Origin of the sequence: Citrobacter sp. Igbk 16 (assembly GCF_028069755.1) — a bacterium.
Taxonomy (GTDB): domain Bacteria; phylum Pseudomonadota; class Gammaproteobacteria; order Enterobacterales; family Enterobacteriaceae; genus Citrobacter.
In genome coordinates, this window is sequence record NZ_JANEWJ010000001.1 from 269,104 (window position 1) to 292,196 (window position 23,093).

The following is a 23,093-nucleotide window of genomic DNA, read 5'->3' on the forward strand; positions in this document are numbered from 1 at the left end:
TATAAAGGGCGTTCGGCTCTGCACTAATTTTACCACGATACGCTTAGTGTGGGCCACGCAGCTGTTGCTGCAGGGTGAGTAATCGTTCAACCTCTTCCAGTCTGCGCTGCGTCGTGCACCTCACCTCCTGTGGGCTGCGTTCAAACAGGCTTTGCGCCCCCAGAATATGTTCCGCCAGACAATGGGCATAAATCGTACCGGGAAGCCTCCAGCGACGCACAGTATCACCATCAATCAATTCAAGCACCTCCTCGGCGCCGCGCCGGTCATGGCTGATGATACGGCCATCTCTCAGATACAGGCGCAGACCTTTTTGCCCTCCCGCAGGTCCCGCATATTTGTTGAGCCAGATATCCAGCGGAATACCGCTAATCTGCCCCTGAAGATGAGCTTCACCTTCTGCCGTGGTCAGGTCACCGCGGGAGATATCACGCCCCAGACGGTCTTTCGCGGTTATCACCTGCAGCACCATCTCATCACTTCCCCCGAGGTAGCGAACCGTTTCACGCAACATTGCCAGCACATGCGTACCTATATCCAGAATCACACCATCCGGGTGTCGAAGCTCGCGCGCATCCGGCTCACCGGTGGCAAAGTTGAGCGCGACAGGTTCCCCGGCGGTGTTAATCCCGCTTGGCTCCTGCAAGAATCCTTCAATTTTAACAATGTCCGAAAAGTGGGTAACCAGTGCCGGTTGTGGGTTATCGCCCAGCCACAACGCTCCGAGTTTCCCCAATGCCAGCTGCATTGCGCCATTACGCGCCATCCAGTGGTCTAGCGCCAGTACACGATCAGCGACGCCGGGTTGAACCAGCAGCATTTTCAGTTTTTCAATTTGGGAAAGCGTGGCGACAATCGGTTTTTCGACCACGATACGTGCGATGGGCGAAGCGAGCGCCTGTTCCAGCACTTCAAGATGGTGCAGGGATGCGGTGGTGATAAACAGGGTATCAAGCGGTGTTGCAAGAAGTTCAGCAAGCGATGCGCAGCGTGTCACATCTGCAGGCTGTTTTGCGGGTTGCACATCAAATCCCACACAGCGGAGTGAATCACCGAACATGTGACGTAATGCGGGCAAGTATGCCGTTTCAACCACCGCGCCAAGCCCCACAAACCCTAACAGCATACTCTTACCTCGTAGATTGAATTGCCGGAGCAGAATGCCCGCCCCGGCAATGTCGAGGTTTTATCAGGCGCTGGTAACCGGTTTAGTCTGTGCATTCTCCAGCATACGGCGCACCGGAACAATGAGGACTATCAGTACCGCAGCACAGATTATCAACGCGATGGAACAACGTGCAAACAGATCCGGCAGCATATCCAGCTGATCGGCTTTCACGTGGCCGCCGATCAGGCCCGCAGCCAGGTTACCCAGTGCACTTGCACAGAACCACAGTCCCATCATCTGACCGCGCATTCTTTCTGGTGCCAGCAGCGTCATTGTCGCCAGGCCAATCGGACTCAGGCACAGTTCACCAAGTGTCAGCATCAGGATGCTGCCCACCAGCCAGAAAGGCGAAACGCCTGCACCGCCATTATTCAGCACGTTTTGTGCTGCCAGCATCATCAGGCCAAAACCCGCTGCGGCACACAGAATACCGATAACAAATTTAGTGATACTGCTCGGGCGAATGTTCATGCTGGCAAGCTTCGGCCACGCCCAGCTAAAGACCGGGGCCAGCAGGATGATAAACAGCGCGTTAATCGACTGGAACCAGACAGCCGGGATTTCAAAATCGCCGATCATACGGTTAGTGTAGTCGTTAGCGAACAGGTTAAACGACGTTGGCTTTTGCTCAAATGCCGACCAGAAGAAGGCAGCGGAAACCAGCAGAATAAAGCAGACCAACAATCTGGCGCGCTCTTTACGGTTCAGCCCTGCAAATACAAACAGGTAGATGAAGTAGAGGGCTACGGATGCCGCAATCACATACACCAACACGCTGGCTACCGCGACCGGGTTAATCACAATCACACCTTGAGCTATCAGGGTAACAATGACTGCCACACCTACCGCCAGCGCCAACAACCACGTGCCTACGCCCTTTCTTTTGACTACCGGGCTGTTCCAGGTAGAGTCCAGCCCGACTTCGCTGTCGTAGCGCTTCATCGCCGGAACAGCAAACACGCGGAAGATAATCAACGCGACCAGCATCCCGATGCCACCGATACCAAAACCCCAGTGCCAGCCATGAGACTTAATCAGCCACCCGGAGATCAACGGAGCAATGAAGGAGCCCATATTGATACCCATGTAGAACAGCGAGAAACCGCCATCACGACGCGCATCGCCTTTTTTATACAGCGTCCCAACCATTACCGAGATACAGGTCTTGAACAGACCTGAGCCGAGCACGATAAACATCAGGCCGATAAAGAACAGGTTGTCACCCATGATGGCAGAGAGCGCAATCGACAGATGGCCAAGGGCAATCAGGATAGAGCCATACCAGACAGCTCTTTGCTGACCGAGCCAGTTATCCGCCAGCCAACCGCCCGGCAGTGCGGCAAGATACATCGTACCGGCAAAAATACCGACAATTGCCGATGCATTTTCACGCGCCAGCCCCATACCGCCGTCATAAACGGTAGCAGCCATAAACAGGATCAGTAACGGACGAATGCCATAAAACGAAAAACGCTCCCACATCTCAGTGAAGAACAATGAGCCGAGCGGATAAGGATGACCGAAGAACGTTCGGCTTTCTTTTTGATTAACAGAGGATTGCATAATTCTCCCGAAAAATATGTCGTGTGCTTGTAAACACCGTGATGTACGCCGGCCAGTTACGTAGCTGGTCGATTTTTTACATACGGCGAAGAGTTATTTAACCATTTGATAACCTGACAGTAGTTTTGTCTAGTACCAACCGGGTGACTTTAAGATGAAAATTCGACAATTGTCTACTTTCTTAGATTTAAACTTGGTAAAAAGCGAATAGTCATTGACAGCAAACAGACAGGTACAGACTAAAAAAGGGCGAAAAAAAGCCCGCGATTTACGCGGGCCTCTATCGCCATCAGCAAGGGTTACTTGCTTTTTTTGATGTGCTTAATCAAACGCTTACGCTTACGCATCTGCGTTGGTGTCAGTGTATTACGTTTATTCGCAAACGGGTTTTCCCCTTCTTTGAACTGAATACGGATTGGCGTCCCCATTACTTCCAGTGATTTGCGGAAGTAGTTCATCAGATAGCGCTTGTATGAATCCGGCAGGTCTTTCACCTGGTTACCGTGAATCACCACAATCGGCGGGTTATAACCACCGGCGTGAGCATACTTAAGCTTCACACGGCGACCACGCACCAGCGGCGGCTGATGGTCTTCTACCGCCATGGTCATAATGCGGGTCAGCATCGCGGTGCTAACGCGGCGGGTTGAGCTGTCATACGCTTCGCGCACGGATTCGAACAGGTTGCCTACGCCGCTGCCGTGCAGCGCGGAAATAAAGTGAACGCGGGCAAAATCGATAAAGCCCAGGCGGAAGTCCAGGGTCTCTTTTACCTGTTCTTTCACTTCCTGCGTCAGGCCGTCCCATTTGTTGACGACAATAACAAGTGAGCGCCCACTATTGAGGATAAAGCCCAGCAGCGAGAGGTCCTGATCGGAGATCCCTTCGCGTGCGTCAATCACCAGCATCACCACGTTGGCATCTTCAATTGCCTGCAACGTTTTGATTACGGAGAATTTTTCTACCGCTTCGGTAATTTTACCGCGCTTACGTACACCCGCAGTATCAATCAGCACATATTCGCGTTCATCACGTTCCATCGGAATATAAATACTGTCGCGCGTGGTCCCCGGCATATCGTAGACCACAACGCGGTCTTCACCGAGAATACGGTTAGTCAGTGTGGACTTACCTACGTTCGGGCGCCCGACAATGGCCAGTTTGATGGGCAGATCCTGTGGATTGAAATCATCTTCAGGCTCTTCTTCACCGTTTTCTTCGGCTTCCAGTTTCGCCCAGTATTCCGCATCTTCATCTACTTCTTCCTGCGGCGCGACATCGTCCATCCACGGTAGCAGAACGTGTTCCAGCAGGCTAAGGACACCACGACCGTGAGACGCCGCGATAGGGTAAATTTCACCCAGTCCCAGTGAATAGAAATCGACAACGGCCTGATCCGGATCGAGTCCGTCAGTTTTGTTGGCAACGAGGAAGGTTGGTTTCTGGCGCGCACGCAGATGCTTGGCAATGGCTTCATCTGCCGGCATCAGGCCAGCACGCGCGTCCACCATGAACAGCACAACGTCTGCTTCTTCGATAGCCAACAACGACTGCTCAGCCATACGGGTTTCAACACCGTCTTCGGTGCCATCAATACCGCCAGTATCAATGCAGATAAACTCGCGGCCTTCAATTTCCGCACGACCGTACTTACGGTCACGAGTCAGACCCGGGAAATCCGCAACCAGCGCATCTCGGGTGCGAGTTAGACGGTTAAATAACGTGGATTTGCCAACGTTAGGGCGCCCGACAAGCGCGACCACAGGTACCATGTTTAAAGCCTCATTTAAAAAATCATCAGACAATGGACGCTATTTTTGCGCCATTGTTAAAAACAGTAAAACGGCCCCTGCACCAGGAGCCGTTTTTCAAAGCGAGCGGCCAGGACGATTAACGCGTAATGGAGTACAACGTACCGTCTTTCGCCTGGATCAGCAGTTTACCATCAGCAGAAACCGGCTCGGTCAGGAAACCTGAGCTGTCGACCTTCTGCTGAGCGACAAAGCGACCATCTTCAACGTTAATCCAGTGCAGGTAGCCTTCGCTATCGCCTACAACCAGGTTACCGTTATACAGAGCCGGAGACGTCAGCAGACGGTGCAGCAGATCGCTTTGCGTCCACAGCGTCACGCCGCCATCGGTCGTCAGCGCCAGCACACGGTCATTCTGATCAACCAGATAGATACGATTACCATCAACGATGAAATCATTCACCGAGCCGAGCTCACGTTTCCACATGATCTGGCCGCTGCGCAGATCCAGCGCCGTCAGGTTACCATTATAAGCCAGTGCGTAAACTACGCCATTGACGATAACCGGCGTGGTATCGACATCACTCAGACGATCGATTTCGGTTGGGCCAGTGGCCTGAGAGATACGCTGCTGCCAAATCATCTGGCCCTGCTGCATCAGTACGGCACTTACGCGACCATTATCGCCACCCACAATCGCAGCGCCAAAGGCGGTCGCCGGAGCAGATTCACCACGTAAGGAAAGTGATGGCATGTCGAGGTTCACAGTCCATTTGATGGCACCGTCAGCTTCGTTCAATGCCTGCAACTGACCGTTACTGGTATGGATCAATACCACGCCATCGCTCACCACCGGGCGAGACAACGCTTCACCGGCAACTTTCGTTTGCCATGCAGTTGTACCGTCACTGGTGTTAAGCGCATAAACCTGTGCTTTTTCGCTGCCAATATAAACATGGCCGCCCGACACGGTTACACCGCCAGAAAGCTGAGCAGATGCACGGGAGAACCAACCGTCTTTCTCACCCAGATTAACAGACCAGACTTCTTTGCCGTCGTCTGCGTTCAGCGCTTTCACCACACCTGCGCGATCGGCTGCATAGACCACGTTATCCGCCAACGCAGGATGAAGGTTGGAGTAGAAATCACCAATACCGTTGCCTACAGAAGTGCTCCAGGCAGTAGACGGGGTAAACTGGTTTTCAACCACCGGTAACGGGGACATCTTAACGACATCTTCTTCGCCACTAAACAGTGAACAGCCGCTCAATAGGGTAACGGAAAGCAGCCCTGGCAGAAGTAATTTACGCAATTGCATCGGGTCCCTCTCAGATGGACAAATTATTGATTTTCATCTGCATCATTTCGCTCAGAGCAGGAGAGGCATCGCTTTTCACACCCGCTTCCCATGCGCTACGCGCACCTTGTTTGTCGCCTTTGCTCAGCAACGCTTCACCACGCAGATCGGCCACAATTGCCGCCCACCCTTCACCTTTAATGGTATCGAGTGTTTTCAGCGCGGTATCAGCCTGCTTAAGCTGAACCTGAACACGAGCAAGACGCAGATTAAGCACCGCTTTGAGATTCTCATCGCTGGTGGCGGCCAGGCCTTGTTGTAACTGTGCCGCGGCTTTCTCTAGTTCGTTTTGGTCAACAAACTGCTGTGCCAGTTCCATTGACGCTAACGCGCCATAGGTGTTTTTGTTTTCCGCTGCAAATTTCTCTGCGGCAGGAATGCTATCAGGCTTACCTGCGCTAACCGCAGTCACCGTATTTTGATATGCCAGAGAAGCAGAGCGTGCGGACTCCGTCTGATGACTGGTCCAGTAACGCCAGCCGACCAGCGCGCCAACCCCTAAAATTACCCCAACAACCAGCGCTTTGCCGTTTTCAGCAAAGAAGCGTTTTACCGCATCAACCTGGTCGTGTTCGTTCTCGTAAATTTCCACGCTGTCCTTCTCCTTAGCCCAGTAGAGTGCGCAAATGCGTGGCAACGCTATCCTGCGCTACTGCCGTTTGCTCACCAGAGCGCAAATCCTTCACTACAACGGTACCGTCAGCTACTTCGGACTCACCCAGTACCAGTGCAACGCGGGCGCCCCACTTATCGGCGCGAGCAAACTGTTTCTTAAAGTTGCCGCCACCGTGGTTAGTCATCAATTTCACACCGGGAACGTCATCACGCAGACGTTCAGCAAGCCGCATTGCGGCTGACTGCGTATCCGCACCTGACGCAACCAGGTATATATCGACAACAGGATCTGCGTTAAATTCCGGATTAACTGCCTGAACTAACAAAACAAGTCGTTCCAGACCCATAGCGAAGCCTACCGCTGGCGTGGCACGACCGCCAAGTTGCTCAACCAGACCATCATAGCGACCACCTGCACAGACGGTACCCTGTGAGCCCAGGCTGTTGGTTACCCACTCAAATACGGTACGGTTGTAGTAGTCGAGGCCGCGAACCAGACGCTGATTAACGGTGTAGGCAATACCTGCGGATTCCAGCAGTTTGCACAGCCCCGCGAAATGTTCGCGAGAATCATCATCAAGATAGTCACCCAGTGCAGGGGCATCGTTCAGCAGCGCCTGCACGTCCGGGTTTTTGGAGTCGAGAACACGCAGCGGGTTGGTGTACATGCGGCGCTTGCAATCTTCATCCAGTTTTTCTTTGTGCTGTTCCAGGTAGGCGACCAGCGCATCACGGTAGTTAGCACGAGCTTCAAGCGAACCAATAGAGTTCAGCTCAAGGCTAACATGCTGGGAAATACCCAGTGCACGCCACCAGCGGGCAGTCAGCATAATCAGCTCAGCATCAATGTCCGGGCCTTGCAGACCAAACACTTCGACACCCAACTGATGGAATTGACGATAACGACCTTTTTGCGGACGTTCGTGGCGGAACATCGGCCCGATATACCACAGACGCTGTTCCTGATTGTACAGGAGACCATGTTCGATGCCGGCGCGTACGCAGCCCGCAGTGCCTTCAGGACGCAGGGTCAGGCTGTCGCCATTGCGGTCCTCAAAGGTATACATCTCTTTTTCAACGACGTCGGTCACTTCACCGATCGCACGTTTGAATAACGGGGTCTGCTCTACAATCGGCAAGCGGATTTCACTGTAACCGTAGCTGCCGAGCACGTTTTTGAGAGTGCCTTCAATGCGCTGCCAGATGGCGGTTTCGCCAGGCAGATAATCGTTCATGCCGCGAATGGCTTGAATGTTTTTTGCCACGTTTATTCTCTTTATGGATATAAAAATGAACCCTCAGCGCTAACCCGAATAATACGGGCGCCATGCGGGTTCAATCATACACGGGAAGCACGCCGCTTCCCATCACGTTATTATTTTTCAAGCTGCTGCACGTCAATGCGTCGCGCTTCGTCCAGGATACTCGCTTTGGCGCGAATACGGGCTTCGAGCTGCGTGATCATGTCATCGTTGTCGAGTCTGTCTTTACGCACGCCGTCTTCATACAGGCCGCTTTTCTTGTTGCCGCCCGTCACGCCCAGCGTGGAAACCAGTGCTTCACCAGGACCGTTTACCACGCAACCGATGATCGAAACGTCCATTGGCGTAATGATATCTTCCAGGCGTTGCTCCAGCGCGTTAACCGTACCGATAACGTCGAACTCCTGGCGTGAGCAGGTTGGACACGCGATAAAGTTAATGCCGCGCGCGCGAATGCGCAGCGATTTCAGGATATCAAAGCCCACTTTGATCTCTTCGACCGGATCCGCCGCCAAAGAAACGCGCAGTGTGTCGCCGATCCCTTCAGATAACAGCAGGCCAAGGCCGATCGCGGACTTCACCGAACCACTACGCAGGCCACCAGCTTCGGTGATCCCCAGGTGCAGCGGTTGATCGATCTGTTTTGCCAGCAGGCGATAAGATTCTACGGCGAGGAAAACATCAGACGCTTTCACGCTGACTTTGAACTGATCGAAGTTCAGGCGATCGAGATGATCCACATGACGCATCGCAGATTCCAGCAGCGCCTGCGGCGTCGGCTCACCGTATTTTTCCTGCAGGTCTTTTTCCAGCGATCCGGCGTTTACACCAATGCGGATAGGAATGTTTTTATCACGAGCGCAATCCACCACCATGCGAATACGCTCTTCGTTACCGATGTTACCTGGGTTGATACGCAGACAGTCGACACCGTATTCCGCCACTTTCAGCGCAATACGGTAATCAAAGTGAATATCGGCAACCAGCGGGACATTAACCTGCTGTTTGATAAGCTTGAACGCTTCTGCAGCATCCATTGTCGGTACAGAGACACGAACAATATCTGCGCCTACACGTTCCAGCGCTTTGATCTGATTAACCGTCGCTTCCACATCCGTGGTCCGCGTATTGGTCATAGACTGTACGGCGATGGGAGCCCCATCGCCGATCGGCACGTTCCCAACGTAAATGCGTGTCGATTTTCTACGTTGAATTGGAGCCTGATTATGCATTAAAAAATCTCCCGCATTGCCGTCTGTTACTGAGCCGGTGATTGTTCGGCATTAACGGTCAGACGCGCAACCTGGTTAGTTCTGATAAAACGACTCAGGTCGACAGGTTTACCCTGGAACTGAATCTGCACTGCCGCCGGAGCACCAATTTTCAGTTTGTACGGTGCCTGACCGGTCAGATTCAAATTGCCATCTTTACGCTGCATGCCGCTAAACAGTTTTTTCCCGGTTGCGTCGGTCACTTCCAGCCAGCAGTCAGCGGTGAAATTCATCACCAGCGCGTTAGGATCGGCAGTCGGCGTTGTTACACCCGCCTGGTCAGTCGGCAGTGGCGCCGCTGTCGCGGGTGCAGTAGGTGTGGTCGTTGCAGTATCAACATTGGCCTGAGACGGAGCCACAACGGCATTTTGATCTGCGCCAGGCGCCGGGGTCGCTGCAGTATCCGGCGTTTGAGCGGCATCAGCCACTGCGCCATCATCCGGAGCCGGCGTATTGTCCTGGCTTGCGGCAGCGCTGGTATCCAGCGGCACGCTCTGCGCGTTATCTTTACCGGCATTCAGTTCAGCGGAAGATTGATCGGCCATCGTGGTGATTTCTTCCTGCTGTGCTTTATGGTTCTGCCACCACCAGGCACCAGTCAGTCCGACAACGACAAACAGTACCAGCCAGGTAAAGGTCATTAGCCAGCCGTCACGCTTCTTGCGGCGCTTACCGAGCGAAAAACTCTGCATCGGCGCAACTTTGGCAGGGCGAATCGGAGCCTGTTTTTCCAGCCCTGGCAACAGTTCTTCTTCAGGAATATGCACCAGACGCGCATAAGAACGGATATACCCGCGCAGGAATGTTGAAGCGAGATCGGCTGGTGCCTTATCTTCTTCAATATCGCGTACCGTGGAGACCTTCAGGCAGAGTCGTTCCGCGACCACCTGTTGGCTGAATCCGAGTTGTTCACGGGCATTGCGCAGACGAACGCCGGTGGATAGTGCTTCATTTTTGTCGTGCGTGGCTTCAGTATTCATTCGCTACAGCTGCGTAAATTTGGGTTCTGGCGCCGGCGAGCCACAATGCTCACCCACACCGCGAAACATCTGGTCAGTTAACCTTCGTCAGACAGTATAAAACGGTCAGACTATCAATGACAAAACAGCGTAAACCTGAGGGTCTAAACTCTTGTTGCACCGCTACATACTGCCTTAAAGTCGACTAAAACGCACCGTTATTATTGATCAGACGACTACAACGAAGGGCCTTATGTAACTTACATTGCACTACGGTACATTATTTATACCGTAGTGCATTCGGCATCAAACGGTTTTGATATCGATAGCATCGCCCTGCATACGCTTGCGCAGAGTACGCTTGGTACGGTCGATAACGTCTCCCGCCAGCTGGCCACAGGCTGCATCGATGTCATCACCACGTGTTTTACGCACGATGGTCGTGAAACCATAGCTCATCAACACCTTAGAAAAACGATCGATACGACTGTTAGAGCTACGGCCATACGGTGCGCCCGGGAACGGGTTCCACGGAATCAAGTTGATCTTACACGGCGTGTCTTTCAGCAATTCTGCAAGCTGATGAGCATGCTCAGTGCCATCGTTGATGTGATCCAACATCACATACTCGATAGTCACGCGGCCCTGGTTCGCATTGGATTTCTCCAGATAGCGGCGCACTGCCCCGAGGAACGTTTCGATATTGTACTTTTTGTTGATAGGTACAATTTCGTCACGAATTTCATCATTTGGCGCATGCAGAGAAATCGCCAGTGCGACATCAATCATATCGCCCAACTTATCCAGCGCAGGGACAACGCCTGAGGTGGACAACGTAACGCGACGCTTGGACAATCCGAAACCGAAGTCATCAAGCATAATTTCCATCGCCGGAACGACGTTAGTCAGGTTAAGCAGTGGCTCCCCCATCCCCATCATCACCACGTTGGTGATGGGACGTACGCCTGTGGCTTTCACCGCGCCGACGATTTTCGCCGCACGCCAGACCTGACCAATGATTTCCGACACACGCAGGTTACGGTTAAAGCCCTGCTGCGCCGTAGAGCAGAATTTACACTCTAATGCACAACCAACCTGTGAAGAAACACACAGGGTCGCGCGATCGTCTTCCGGGATATAAACCGTTTCAACACGCTGATCGCCAACCGCGATGGCCCATTTGATAGTGCCATCAGAAGAACGCTGCTCTTCCACCACTTCCGGGGCGCGAATTTCAGCCACTTCTTTCAGTTTGTTGCGCAGCACCTTATTGATGTCAGTCATGTCATCAAAATTGTCGCTGCAATAGTGGTACATCCATTTCATGACCTGATCGGCACGAAACGGCTTTTCGCCCATCTCTTTGAAGAATTCGCGCATCTGCTGACGGTTCAGATCCAGCAGGTTAATTTTTCCATTTTTATTTGGAACCGCAGCAATGACGACTTCAGAGGTGTTAACTAATTCAGACATAATTTTTTCCGGCCTCGTTGTTACACGTTATGGCCCGTGGAGGGTTAAAAAGAAACGCCCCGGTAAGCGGTCTGCTCTTCCGGGGCGTTGCATTGTACAAAGTCTGGCGCAGGGATGCCACGTTTGCACGAAGCATTAGCGAAAATAATATGTAAATCGCTAATTCATCTCCAAAGGATTTCGCGTCGCAGGAAGGCGGCAAGTTCGAGCATCCCTGGGAGCATAGAAAACTATGTGACCGGGGTAAACGAACGCAGCCAACGCATCTGCGACGTGAAAGACGCAGGAGATTAGCGAGTGCGCGGGCAAACCTCGCCTTCACCGAAGAAATAGGCGATTTCACGGGCTGCGGATTCAACGGAATCGGAACCGTGGGTACCATTTTCGGTGAAGCTGTCCGCGTAGTCGGCACGCAGCGTACCGGCCAGCGCATTTGCCGGATTCGTTGCGCCCAGCAGATCGCGATGACGCTGTACGGCATTTTCGCTTTCCAGTACGGAAACGACGATTGGACCGGAGGTCATGAATTCAACCAGGCCATCAAAGAACGGTTTGCCGTCGTGCTCAGCATAGAAGCCACGCGCCTGCTCAACGGTCAGGTGCAGCATTTTAGTGCCGACAATTTTGAACCCTGCTGCTTCGAAGCGCGCAAAGATGCTCCCAATAACGTTTTTTGCCACCGCGTTTGGTTTGATGATGGAAAAAGTACGTTCAATAGCCATGATTACCTCTGAAAAAAGATGTTCTGTTATGGTTTACCTGGCGCGGATTATAAAGAGCATCCTGGCCGTTGACTATTGACGAAGGTAACATTTCTTTAAAATAAGATGATTTTTAGCAACAAAACATCACAACCTGGTCTATTGCAAAGAAAATCTCACCGTCGCCACTTGTCCCGCGTCATCTATCACCAGGAGTTGGTAATCCCCTTTTACTGTGAGTCGCAGGGTAAGACGACGCCCGCGCTCATCCAGTCGTTCACCGTTAAGAAACCACCAGCGCTCACTTGTCCCACCGCTGGTTTGCACCGGTAATGAAGCCTGTTGAATACCGGGTAAACGCTTCACAATCGTGCCATCGCGCACACCTGTCAACTGCAGCGGTAATGAAGCATCCTGCCCCAGCGGCGGACAGATTGTAGAAACCGGCGGTAACCTCGCGCCCCGACGCTCTGATTCCGGTAGCCAGGGTTCCAGCGGCAACGGCCAGACGATTAATGTTTGCTCACGAGCCTGCGAGCAATCCGCTGCAACGCGTTTTCCCTCATCGTCCAGCCAGACAGGAAAACGAATGCCACTCACGCCTTCTTGTTCGGGTAATAGCAACGTTGGCGGTTGGCTACCGTCCAGTAGCCACGTGGCTAAACGACGACGACAGTTACCATCACCATTCGGCAGAGATTGTCCACCAGGCCAGCACACCACACCGCGGCTAACCGAATCAGGACGCGGATCCTCCGGCTGAGCGCTTCCCCGCGCCAGCAGCAAATTATTCACCTGATTTAAAAGAGGAACGGCGCTGGCAAAACCAAACTGCCCGACCACCGGCGTACCGTCGGGTCGGCCGGTCCAGATACCTATCACATAACGTGAATTAACGCCGATTGCCCATGCGTCACGATAGCCATAACTGGTGCCCGTTTTCCATGCCAGCGGAACCACTCTGCTCAGCGCGTTATCCGGGAGAGGTTGCGCTTCGTCAGCCATAATCCGACGAATAATCCACGCCGCGCCTGCTGACATCAACGGGCGCTCCAGGAGTGGTTCTGTCGGCTGCAAACGCAGTTTGCCCGCCTTACCATGACGGGCAAACGCACTGTATGCTGCCGCCATATCTTCAAGTCTCGCCCCCGCACCGCCCAGGATCAACGACAGATTCGGCGTAGCTCCTGCGGGTAAGTACAACGGCAAACCCACATTACGCAATTTTGCGGCAAAACGCTTCGGTCCATAAGCTTCAAGCACCTGAACTGCGGGTAAATTTAGCGAACGTACCAGCGCTTCACTCATGCTCACCGGGCCATGAAAGCCACTATCAAAATTCCCTGGACGATAATCCCCGGTACGACGCGGCACGTCCTGAAGCAACGAAGCCGGGTGAATCAATCCGTCATCCAGCGCTAGGCCATAAACAAATGGCTTCAGCACCGATCCCGGAGAACGAATCGCGTTCACCATATCCACATGACCAAAGCGGGAGTCGTCATTCATATCTACCGACCCCACCCAGCCACGCACGCTCATATCGGTATGATCGACCACAATCATCGCCAGCGAAGTGCGCGCAGGAAGCCGCCCCTTCCAGTTTTGTGCCAACTCTTCCAGTTGACGTTGCAGCCCGGCATCCAGCGTGGTCACTATTTTGTCACTGCGACTTTTTCCCAGCATCATGCGCGAGAATAAGGGCGCTAACTGTGGCATCTGTCTGGGAGCTAACCAGACTGGTTCTTCGCGCGACTCCTGTACCTGCTTCGCGGGCCAAATCCCTTGCGTCGCCATACGCTCAAGCACTTTATTGCGCGCAGCTTCGGCGCGATCTGGCCAACGATCCGGGCGCAGACGACTCGGCGCTTGCGGCAGAACAGCCAATAGTGCGGCATCGGAATAACTCAATTGTGCGGGCGATTTGCCCAGATAGGCCCAACTTGCTGCCCCCACCCCCTGAAGCGTGCCGCCAAACGGCGCACGGTTCAGATACAGCGTCAGGATATCGCGCTTGGAAAGGTGCCACTCCAGTTGCACTGCGCGCCAGAGCTGGCGGAACTTACCGCCAAAGGTGCGAGGATGAGGGTCAAGTAATCTTGCGACCTGCATGGTGAGCGTACTGCCGCCCGAAACCACGCGTCCGGAGGAGAGATCCTGCCACGCCGCGCGTAGCACCGAAAACGGATTAACACCGGGATGTTTCCAGAACCAGCGATCTTCATAATTGATTAACGCGTCGAGGTACCTGGGAGAAACCTCATCAATCGTTACCGGATAACGCCAGATACCGTCCACATCGGCAAAACGCCATAGCGGTGTACCATCGTACGCCACCACGACACGCGCAGGATCGACTTCATGAAGCGGCAGCGGCCAGATTTTATCTGCCGACCAAACCGCCGCCACGAGTAATAGCATAACGGCGACCAGCCAGAGCCAGCAGCCGCGTTTCCCCAACCGGTGCATCATTTACGGTCTGACAATCAGTGGCCCCTCTGCCGTTCCGGTCGCACGCCACTGCGGAACATACATTGATTCCACCTGCGGTACAGGAATCTGATAGGTCCCCGGCGTTACCGCCCGCGCCAGATACACCAGCGTGACCGGTTGTCCTTCGTTGACTGCCACCGCCGCGACAAAACGGTCGTCGCGGAACTCCATATGCTGAATATCAGCCTGCTGCATCTGATTGAGCAGATTCGCCACTTCGCTACCACTGTCCTGCAGACTGGCACTGCCGTTGGCCAGATTCTGGTTTTCCAGTTCCAGCCCGGCGGGCAGCAGATCAACGACTAACGCATCAGGCACGTTCTGGCTGGCTTTTACCGTCAGCCAAACCAGCACCAGTTCGCCGCTGCGCAGAGAGTCCAGCGATTTGCTGTGACCATCCAGCCCCAGGATCTGACGTTCAATATGCAGGACATTGCTGGCAGGCGTCGGCGGGTTTTGCGGGTAACCACTGACATCCAGACGCAGCCATAGTGGCAAATTGCCGGTGTTGGTGACCGACAGCGTAGAGAGCGTGTCCGCATCCAGATTATGAGTTTGCGATTTTTCACCTGTCAGAGGCTGTTCGGCAAGTGACGTCTGCGCCTGCCACGTGCCAGGTAAATCCTGTAGCGTACGCGCGGCAAGGAATAGCGCATTATTTTCCTGAGTAGAGAGCCAGCGCTGGCCAAATGCCTGTTCTGACAACGTGTTCAACAGCGTATTCTGCACGTCAGGTTTGAGTTTATTCTCTTCCAACAATGCCAGCATCAGCGCATTATCGCGCAGCTGACTACCGTAATCCGCCATCCATTGCTGCGCATCGCGGCGTGGTGTATTCAATGCCAGCGTCAACGCCTGTTCACTGCGATTCGCATCACCCATGTTTTTCAGCGCAATACCCAGTTGCAGCAGCGGCAAACCAGACGCCGCTTGTGCACGACGCTCCCAGATTTCACGTAGTGCGCCGAGCGGGGCTTTCTGCTGGCGAGCCAGCACCAGTGCTGCGTAAGCCTGTACTGCAAAGCGACTTGCTGAGGTATCGTCGGTATAGCGAATCGACATCATGCCCGGATCCTGCAAATAGCGCAGCAACCGTTCATTCCCCCGGTTAATCACCTCTGTCGGTACGCTATAACCTTGTTCGTTTGCTCGCACGAGGAAGTCCATAACGTAGGCTGTCAGCCAATACTCTTCCGGCCCGTTCTTGTCCCACAATGCAAACCCACCATTATCACGCTGCATCTGCAGCAACCGGGAAATCCCGATCTCTACTGCCGCACGGCGTTTATCATCACTGTCGCCTGCTATGCCCAGCGCTTTCAGCTGCGCGGCGTTGGTGTATAACGACGGGAACAGTCCGCTGGCGGTTTGCTCGAGGCAACCGTAAGGATAGGCTTTCAGTTCACGGATGTAGCGCGCCAGATTTAGCGGCGGCTTACCGCTGAACAACAGTTGTCCCTGCACTGTCACCGGTGAGAAATTAACCAACTCTTCACCCGGCAATTGCCAGGTTTCACCCGGCTGGAGCGCAACACCGTTATTGACGGTTTGCGCCGGGAACGCCGGACGTACGCCAATCTTCCATTGCTTGTGTGAAGCAGAGAACGTTTCGCCAGGCAGTTCCAGACCTGAAATCTCAGCCTGAATTTCACCCTCGCCAAATCCCTCCCGAGCACGCACCGGAACAAACAGCGTGGTACGTACGCCTGGTGCCAGATTCACGGGTGCCGGATCTTGCCCCATCAGTTCCAGTAATCCACTGGCGGCAAGCTTGATATTCAGCGTCTGCGGTTTGTCTGTCAGGTTAGTTACATCCAGCGTCAGTCGCGACGTATCGCCCCCGGCCAGGAAACGCGGAGTATTCAGTTCAGCAATCACCGGGGCGGCAACGACCGCTTTACTTTCGCTGCTGCCAAAATCATCCGCCGTCCAGGCCTGCGCCATTACCCGCAGCTCGCCGTTGAAATCACCAATCGGTAACGTCACTGTGCCTTCACCCTGCTCGTTAAGCGTAACCGGCAGTGCCTGTTGTGCGACGATATTGACGTGATTGACGGGTGGTTTTCCGCCGCGTTTTAACTCATCGCCATCGCCGCCAAAACGCAGTGCCGCCAGACGCCCCTGACCTTCGATCACCTGGCCGTAAATATCATAAATATCTGCACCATAGCGCTTTTGTCCGAAAAATGCCTGCCACGGGTCTGGCGTGACGTAATCCGTAATATTCAGCACCCCGCTGTCAACGGCAGAGACCAGCACATTCACCTGCTTTGGCACTTCACCATTCTTAACGCTGGCCTTAATCTTGACGGTCAACGGCTGATTCGGGCGTATTTTCGCCGGGTTTTCCAGCGCCAGCGCCAGCCGACGGTTTTCATCGCCTAACGGCAAATGCAGTAAACCGACCGCCCGTTTTGGCGTTGCTGAACGGGATTTGTCGCCAGGGCGAATCACCAGCGCACTGAGATACAAATCATGGCGATTCCAGGTTTTATCGATCGGGATGGAGATATCGAGACCATCCGCCGGTACGTCTATTTCTTGCCACCACAGCGGACCTTCGCTGGATTCAACCATCGCATAACCTTTGCCAGCAGCAGGAGCGGCAACGTGCAGGTTCATGGTATCGCCGGGACGATAATTAGGTTTGTCCAGTTTCAACGTCACGCGATCGGGACGGACCGCTCCGCTACCGTCGCTGTTATCCTGCCAGCTATAACCCGCCCAGAAGCGTACGCTGCTCACTGCGTCATTCGGGGCTTTTACTTCCAGACGATAAGCGCCCCACTCTACCGGGAAGCTAACTTTACCGGTTTCATCGGCCTTAAGATCCAGGGTCTGCTCACCCTCAACCAGATCTTTTTGGTCGAACTGTGATTGCCAGCCCTCGCCATCAGACCAGTTCCAGTAATAATCTCGTCGCTCGCGGATCAAACGTACCTGCAAACCGGACACCGCTTTTTTCTCGCCTTGCGCATCGGCATACACAATGTCGAAAGCGGCGTTGCTGTTTTCATCAACAATAGGCTGATTCACGGTGGTATCAGTACGGTAGTCATAGACAGCTTTTGCCGCAAACTGCGGACGAATACCCGGCAGTGTGTCCGCAGGCCAGATGGCTTGTTCAGCCCGACGCGTTACCGGACGGCCACCAGATTCCAGCAGACTGGCCTGCAAAATTACCTGCAGCGGCGAATGCGTTTCTTGCCACTGGCTACTGGCGATGACCTCGCCGCGACCTTGTTCATCTAACGTAAGCTGAACTTCATCGAGACTACGGGACAGGTTTTCCTCAGCAATATTACCGAACTGGAATCCCGGTAGCGCCTGCACCGCTTCACGCAGCGGCCGCAGGAAAAGCTGGCCTTGCAGGGCGTTACCGTTGGCAGGTGCGCCGTACAGGTAGTAGCCCACAACGGAAAACGTCACGTCATCCGCCGGTGCCACGGGCGTCTTTTCCGCAGCGAGATTAAGCGCCATTCGTTCCGGCATAAAGTCTTCGACGTGGAAATCCCACATCCGCGACTGGTTATCACCGGTATTAGCCCGAATATGCCACATGCCGGTTGGCGCACTGCTGTCCAGCGGCCAGCTAAAGCGATACAGACCGTTTTCAGGTTGGCTGACCACCGAACGTAGCACCTGCCCGTCGGGCTTCACGACCTCCAGCTTAATGGGCTGATCGGGCAGTGTTCTTCCGTCACTATCACGCAGTAATCCGTTGAGGATCACCGTTTCACCAGGACGATAGAGATCGCGCGGACCAAACATAAAGAACTGCTTGCTGTAGCCCGGCGCACCGGCAATATCAAACTCGGCCAGATCCAGCGCCGGGAGTTTCAAATCCAACAATGTGGTTTGCCCATCTTTTCGCGCCAGCAATAAAGCCGCATCTTTATCAGTTTCAAGCTTTACATGCCCCTGCGCATCACTGGTGGCTTGCGCCAATGTCTGCCCTTTCTCATTGAGTAAGGTGATATCAATCCCTTGTTGCGCAGCACCGTTTTCCAGGCTTTGTGTGAAAACATCCAGTTGGTTGTGGTAACGGTGGACAGAAACACCGATATCGCTGAGCGTAAATAACGTCGCGGCATTGCTGTAGTTGTAATGCCCGGCCTGATTCATCACCGCCACGTACACACCCGCCTGCTGCAGCGGCATGATATCGCTCAACGGCAGCAACAGTTTCTCTCGGGTATTACGCGTTGGATTGAGATCAAAGCGCCCGGTATACACCAGTTCCGCCATTTTCAGCAGGTTATCTGATTCCCAGTTGGACAATGCGTTACGGTATTCCCACTGGCTGACAAAGGCACCGAGCGATTCAGGTTTCACGCGAAAGAAGTTCACATCTACGCTATTGACGTTCAGCGTCATCACCGGTAATCCTTCGATCACTTTGCCCGGCAGCAGCGAGCCACGACTGGCAAACCCTACGCTGGGCTGAACATCGCGGGTGGTAATATTTTTTTCATACTCAATACCAAACGTCGCTTTATTCAATGCCAACAAATCACGCTCAATGGTGACCACCAGCTCGCGGTTGGGTTCAAGGTGGCGTAAACGCAGCTCTTTCAGATTCGGCGCCAGCTCCCAGGCTCCGTCCACTTTGCCGCTTTTTTTATCGACAACGTGCACGACGCGGGAAAAATCTTGTTCGGGATTGAGAGGAATAGAGAAAGTCAGGACCAGAGTTGCTGCGCCATCAAGCTGAACTTCAGAGGCATCCAGCAATGTGAGCGACTTGCCCTGACTCTGCTGTATCAGCTTTTGTAATTGCGCCGGATCTTTTACCAGTGCGCTCTGCGGGGCTGGCGCATCATTTTTCGCCGCTGTTGGCGGCTTATCGTTATTATTATCGCACCCTGCCAGGGCCAGCATCAGCATGCAGGCCGCTACGCGAATATATTTCATTTTTCATCCCTGGCCGCAGTGGCCTGTTAGCTACGTAGTACAACTATTATGCGTCAGATTTCTTACGGTGGAAGTCAGCAAGCGAATGATGTTGTCTGAATTTTAATGATTAATGTGGTTCGGCCTGACAAATCAGCCTCTTTTACTTGTCGCTTTACAGTAAACATCCGACAATTTGCCGAAACCTGGTAAAAATGGAGATGCCTATGACTACCGCCTTCTTTGTCGCTGCCGACTGGCTTGTCGAACATATCGACGACCCGGAAATACAAATTCTTGATGCCCGGATGGCACCTCCAGGCCAGGAAGATCGCAATGTTGGCGAGGAATATCGTGCAGGCCACATTCCTGGCGCTGTCTTTTTTGATATTGAAGCCCTCTCTGACCACACCTCGCCCTTTCCACATATGATGCCGCGCCCGGAAGCTTTCGCCGTCGCCATGCGCGAGTTAGGCGTGTACCAGGATAAACACCTGGTGATATACGATGAAGGTAACCTGTTCTCTGCTCCACGGGCATGGTGGATGCTGCGGACATTTGGCGTTGAAAATGTCTCCATTCTGGCGGGCGGTCTGGCAGGCTGGCAGCGTGATGAACTCCCCCTGCAGACAGGAAATGTTGATTTGCCCGAAGGTGAGTTTGATACAGCATTCACGCCTGAAGCGGTTGTACGCGTGACCGATGTGCTGCTGGCCAGTCATGAAAAAACGGCGCAGATCGTCGATGCCCGCCCGGCGGCACGCTTTAATGCCCAGGTTGATGAACCTCGTCCAGGCCTGAAACGCGGACATGTTCCAGGAGCACTGAACGTACCGTGGACAGAACTGGTACGTGATGGAGAATTGAAAACTACCGATGAGCTGGATGCGATTTTCTTTAGTCACGGCGTGAGCTTTGACAGACCAATCATTGCCAGTTGCGGTTCCGGTGTAACGGCTGCCGTTGTCGTGTTGGCGCTTGCCACGCTGGATGTTCCAGATGTGTCCTTGTATGACGGTGCGTGGAGCGAATGGGGATCGCGGAGTGATTTACCGGTAGAACCGGTATTATAAAGCGGGAAATGCCGGATGGCGCTTCGCTTATCCGGCCTACAAAATAGCGCACATCCCAGGCCGGTAAGACGTATGCGTCGCCACCCGGCCTGGGCCTTTAGATAATCCGGTTCTGCTTAAAGTCGCGCAGGAAACCGCCCCAGCGGCGTTCGTAGAACGGTGCAATGTGCTCGGTAATAAAGTGGCTGACGCCCTTCTCTCCTTTCTTCACCTGGCAAATATCAATGGGTTCATCGCCCGGCAACGTGTCAGTTGCGACGCTGCCAGTAGTATGAATAATCTCTTCGATATCGCCATCGGCTTCAATACCAATCAACAGGTTCGGCTGAGCATCCGCGCTCTCTTTAATTGAGCAGAGAAATGCGCGCTTCACCGGTTTAATGGTTTTAAACAGCGTGGTCAACGAGTCAATCATCTGTGCGGGCGGTTCGGCAACTTCGGAGAGAATTAGCGATTCACCGCCTTCCAGTACTTCCTGGGTACTCAGAGGGTTGCCTTCTTCCCCCATCAGCAGACTGATTTCGCGTGGCATAAACTCTTTGCCGGTTGGCAGCTTAGCATTGAGAAACAGTGTTTCGCCGAGCGTCATTTCAAACAATGTGCGCACCGGCATAACGACGAACGCTTGTTCATCTTCCACGGCCTGTTGTAAAGCTTCCAGAGAGGTGAAGAACGGAATCACCGTCGTGCCGTCTTCTTTTTCCCAGTGCTGCAGATCCAGCGCACTGTCTTCTACGACCGCCTCACCTTCTGCGGCAGTACCCGGTACCCAGACAGTAGACTCCAGCAGCGTGCGGAAAAAGGCCGGGCGGTGCGCTGGCTCAGTCGCTGCTTGTTCCAGCAACGTTTCTAATTCGTTTTTTGTTTCAGACATAGGATCACAATAGAGATGCATGTAGGGCGGGCAAGCGAAGCGCCCCCGCCGTTATCTTGCCGGATAGCGCTAACGCTTATCCGGCCTACATAATTAAGCGGTTAACAAGTTCGCAATTGTGCGCACACCCAGACCAGTTGCGCCAGCAGACCACTGCTCAACCGGCGCTTTGCGATAAGTTGCAGAACAGTCGATGTGCAGCCAGCCTTGCTGGTAGTTTTCCACGAAATGGGACAGGAAGCCCGCCGCAGTGCTTGCGCCAGCCGGGTAAGCCGCGCTGCCGGTGTTATTCAACTCGGCAAAGTTAGACGGCAGCTGGTTACGGTGGAATTCCGCCAGGGGCAGACGCCAGAACAACTCGTTTTCTTGTGCAGCACTTGCCAGCAGGCGAGCAGCCAGTTGGTCATCAAAGCTGAACAGCGCGTGGTAATCATTACCCAGTGCTGTTTTCGCGGCACCTGTCAGCGTGGCAGCATCAATAATCAGCTCCGGTTTCTGCGCACTGGCGTCAATCAGGCCATCCGCCAGAACCAAACGACCTTCTGCATCGGTGTTCATCACCTCAACGTTTTTACCGTTGCGATAGTGAATAATATCGCCCAGTTTAAAGGCATTACCGCTAATCAGGTTATCCGCACAGCACAGATACAGTTTCACGCGCTTGTTCAGACCGCGAGTAATAGCAAATGCCAGTGCGCCAGTTACGGTTGCCGCACCGCCCATATCGGACTTCATTGAGTCCATAAATGCGCTTTGTTTGATGCTGTAACCGCCGGAGTCAAAGGTGATGCCTTTGCCGACCAGACACGCATAAACCGGCGTTTCTTTATCGCCGGTTGGGTTGTAGTCCAGCGCCAGCAGCACCGGCGGACGTTCAGAACCGCGTCCAACCGTATGCAGTCCCATGTAGTTCTGCTCACGCAGATCTTCACCTTTTGTGATGCGGTAAGAGACGTTATCGCATGCGACAGAGCACAGCAGATCAACCGCACGCTGCGCCAGTTGTTCCGGGCCCAGCTCTTCCGCCGGGGCGTTAATGGTATCGCGCACCCAATCGATAATTTTCAGACGGTTATCCAGCTCTTTACGCTGCGCCTCATCCAAAGCAGCCCACTCAACTTTGCGGCTGCCTTTCGGCCCTTTATAGCCCTGCCAGAATGCCCAACTGCGCTCGGTATCCCAGCCTTCACCGTCCAGTTGAACGTGTTTAATCCCCAGACCGTCAATTTTACGCGCGGCACGCTGGATAAGGCCAAGGTCATCTTTTCCGTTCAGGTGCAGGGTAATGCCATCATTATTGATACTGTATGTTGCCTTTTCACCCCAGCGGGCATCGGCAGGTTGCGTGGAAAGCGTAATTTTCATGGCTTCTGTCATTTTATTTATCCTTATTTTCGCGCATACAGGAAAACGGGCCACCCGTGGGCAGCCCGTTGACTTATTCGGCTTCGTCCAGCCAGACCAGCAAAATGGCCTCAAGGATTTTTTCGTTCGATGCCTGTGGATCATCATCGAACTCTTCCAGGTCACAGATCCATTGGTGCAGATCGGTGAAACGAACGGTCTTGGGATCGAGATCGGGGAACGCGTCGTACAACGCCTCGCCGATTTCGCGGCTATCGGTCCACTTCAGTCCCATA

The 23,093-nt window shown here is 53.7% G+C and carries 16 protein-coding genes; 1 reads left to right on the plus strand and 15 read right to left on the minus strand.

What is annotated here, in order from left to right; translation table 11 throughout:
* Positions 1–43 precede the first annotated feature (43 nt).
* The 12 genes from NNO03_RS01265 to NNO03_RS01320 form a co-directional block, all read right to left on the minus strand.
* Positions 44–1,126, minus strand: a complete 1,083-nt coding sequence (locus NNO03_RS01265; RefSeq protein WP_271448612.1) for a Gfo/Idh/MocA family oxidoreductase — start codon at positions 1,124–1,126, stop codon at positions 44–46.
* A gap of 63 nt (positions 1,127–1,189) precedes the next feature.
* On the minus strand, positions 1,190–2,731 hold the full coding sequence (locus tag NNO03_RS01270) for a peptide MFS transporter (protein WP_271440699.1): 1,542 nt from the start codon (positions 2,729–2,731) through the stop codon (positions 1,190–1,192).
* 299 nt (positions 2,732–3,030) lie between these two features.
* Positions 3,031–4,503, minus strand: a complete 1,473-nt coding sequence (der, locus tag NNO03_RS01275) for a ribosome biogenesis GTPase Der (RefSeq protein ID WP_271440698.1) — start codon at positions 4,501–4,503, stop codon at positions 3,031–3,033.
* 118 nt (positions 4,504–4,621) lie between these two features.
* Positions 4,622–5,800, minus strand: coding sequence for an outer membrane protein assembly factor BamB (bamB, locus tag NNO03_RS01280; RefSeq protein ID WP_137384790.1), 1,179 nt, complete (start codon positions 5,798–5,800; stop codon positions 4,622–4,624).
* Positions 5,801–5,810: 10 nt separating this feature from the next.
* Positions 5,811–6,431: a YfgM family protein gene (locus NNO03_RS01285; protein ID WP_005120429.1), complete on the minus strand. Its 621-nt coding sequence runs from the start codon at positions 6,429–6,431 to the stop codon at positions 5,811–5,813.
* A 13-nt stretch (positions 6,432–6,444) separates the two neighbouring features.
* Positions 6,445–7,719 (minus strand): histidine--tRNA ligase, encoded by a 1,275-nt coding sequence (gene hisS / locus NNO03_RS01290; protein ID WP_137384792.1) that lies wholly within the window; start codon positions 7,717–7,719, stop codon positions 6,445–6,447.
* 110 nt (positions 7,720–7,829) lie between these two features.
* Positions 7,830–8,948: a flavodoxin-dependent (E)-4-hydroxy-3-methylbut-2-enyl-diphosphate synthase gene (gene ispG / locus NNO03_RS01295; RefSeq protein ID WP_040233471.1), complete on the minus strand. Its 1,119-nt coding sequence runs from the start codon at positions 8,946–8,948 to the stop codon at positions 7,830–7,832.
* 26 nt (positions 8,949–8,974) lie between these two features.
* On the minus strand, positions 8,975–9,967 hold the full coding sequence (gene rodZ, locus NNO03_RS01300; RefSeq protein WP_271448613.1) for a cytoskeleton protein RodZ: 993 nt from the start codon (positions 9,965–9,967) through the stop codon (positions 8,975–8,977).
* Between the two features lie 285 nt (positions 9,968–10,252).
* A complete protein-coding gene (locus NNO03_RS01305) occupies positions 10,253–11,419 on the minus strand; it encodes a bifunctional tRNA (adenosine(37)-C2)-methyltransferase TrmG/ribosomal RNA large subunit methyltransferase RlmN (RefSeq protein WP_137384795.1) in 1,167 nt (388 codons plus the stop codon).
* A gap of 290 nt (positions 11,420–11,709) precedes the next feature.
* Positions 11,710–12,141 (minus strand): nucleoside-diphosphate kinase, encoded by a 432-nt coding sequence (ndk, locus tag NNO03_RS01310; RefSeq protein WP_003037710.1) that lies wholly within the window; start codon positions 12,139–12,141, stop codon positions 11,710–11,712.
* A 138-nt stretch (positions 12,142–12,279) separates the two neighbouring features.
* Entirely contained in the window at positions 12,280–14,592 is a 2,313-nt protein-coding gene (pbpC, locus tag NNO03_RS01315; protein ID WP_271448614.1) for a peptidoglycan glycosyltransferase PbpC, read from the minus strand.
* The gene (locus NNO03_RS01320) at positions 14,593–19,527 is read right to left on the minus strand and encodes an alpha-2-macroglobulin (protein WP_271448615.1); all 4,935 of its coding nucleotides are present in this window, start codon (positions 19,525–19,527) and stop codon (positions 14,593–14,595) included.
* Positions 19,528–19,733: 206 nt separating this feature from the next.
* On the opposite strand from NNO03_RS01320, the gene sseA reads away from it, so the two are divergent.
* Positions 19,734–20,579 carry a 3-mercaptopyruvate sulfurtransferase gene (sseA, locus tag NNO03_RS01325; protein WP_271448616.1) on the plus strand — a complete coding sequence of 282 codons (846 nt, stop codon included), beginning with the start codon at positions 19,734–19,736 and terminating at the stop codon, positions 20,577–20,579.
* A gap of 97 nt (positions 20,580–20,676) precedes the next feature.
* Here the strand turns inward: sseA and sseB are convergent, their stop codons facing one another.
* From sseB to iscX, 3 genes are all read right to left on the minus strand, one after another.
* Positions 20,677–21,453, minus strand: coding sequence for an enhanced serine sensitivity protein SseB (gene sseB, locus NNO03_RS01330; protein WP_271448617.1), 777 nt, complete (start codon positions 21,451–21,453; stop codon positions 20,677–20,679).
* A gap of 93 nt (positions 21,454–21,546) precedes the next feature.
* On the minus strand, positions 21,547–22,830 hold the full coding sequence (gene pepB / locus NNO03_RS01335; RefSeq protein ID WP_271448618.1) for an aminopeptidase PepB: 1,284 nt from the start codon (positions 22,828–22,830) through the stop codon (positions 21,547–21,549).
* 61 nt (positions 22,831–22,891) lie between these two features.
* The gene (gene iscX / locus NNO03_RS01340; RefSeq protein ID WP_003037694.1) at positions 22,892–23,092 is read right to left on the minus strand and encodes a Fe-S cluster assembly protein IscX; all 201 of its coding nucleotides are present in this window, start codon (positions 23,090–23,092) and stop codon (positions 22,892–22,894) included.
* Position 23,093: the final 1 nt, after the last annotated feature.

Excerpts from the sequence above, each read along its gene's own strand:
- bamB (WP_137384790.1), bottom strand. The coding sequence starts at position 5,800 with ATGCAATTGCGTAAATTACTTCTGCCAGGGCTGCTTTCCGTTACCCTA.
- rodZ (WP_271448613.1), bottom strand. The coding sequence starts at position 9,967 with ATGAATACTGAAGCCACGCACGACAAAAATGAAGCACTATCCACCGGC.
- NNO03_RS01320 (WP_271448615.1), bottom strand. The coding sequence starts at position 19,527 with ATGAAATATATTCGCGTAGCGGCCTGCATGCTGATGCTGGCCCTGGCA.
- ndk (WP_003037710.1), bottom strand. The coding sequence starts at position 12,141 with ATGGCTATTGAACGTACTTTTTCCATCATCAAACCAAACGCGGTGGCA.
- sseA (WP_271448616.1), top strand. The coding sequence starts at position 19,734 with ATGACTACCGCCTTCTTTGTCGCTGCCGACTGGCTTGTCGAACATATC.
- NNO03_RS01305 (WP_137384795.1), bottom strand. The coding sequence starts at position 11,419 with ATGTCTGAATTAGTTAACACCTCTGAAGTCGTCATTGCTGCGGTTCCA.
- NNO03_RS01265 (WP_271448612.1), bottom strand. The coding sequence starts at position 1,126 with ATGCTGTTAGGGTTTGTGGGGCTTGGCGCGGTGGTTGAAACGGCATAC.
- pepB (WP_271448618.1), bottom strand. The coding sequence starts at position 22,830 with ATGACAGAAGCCATGAAAATTACGCTTTCCACGCAACCTGCCGATGCC.
- der (WP_271440698.1), bottom strand. The coding sequence starts at position 4,503 with ATGGTACCTGTGGTCGCGCTTGTCGGGCGCCCTAACGTTGGCAAATCC.
- iscX (WP_003037694.1), bottom strand. The coding sequence starts at position 23,092 with ATGGGACTGAAGTGGACCGATAGCCGCGAAATCGGCGAGGCGTTGTAC.
- NNO03_RS01270 (WP_271440699.1), bottom strand. The coding sequence starts at position 2,731 with ATGCAATCCTCTGTTAATCAAAAAGAAAGCCGAACGTTCTTCGGTCAT.
- pbpC (WP_271448614.1), bottom strand. The coding sequence starts at position 14,592 with ATGATGCACCGGTTGGGGAAACGCGGCTGCTGGCTCTGGCTGGTCGCC.
- sseB (WP_271448617.1), bottom strand. The coding sequence starts at position 21,453 with ATGTCTGAAACAAAAAACGAATTAGAAACGTTGCTGGAACAAGCAGCG.
- ispG (WP_040233471.1), bottom strand. The coding sequence starts at position 8,948 with ATGCATAATCAGGCTCCAATTCAACGTAGAAAATCGACACGCATTTAC.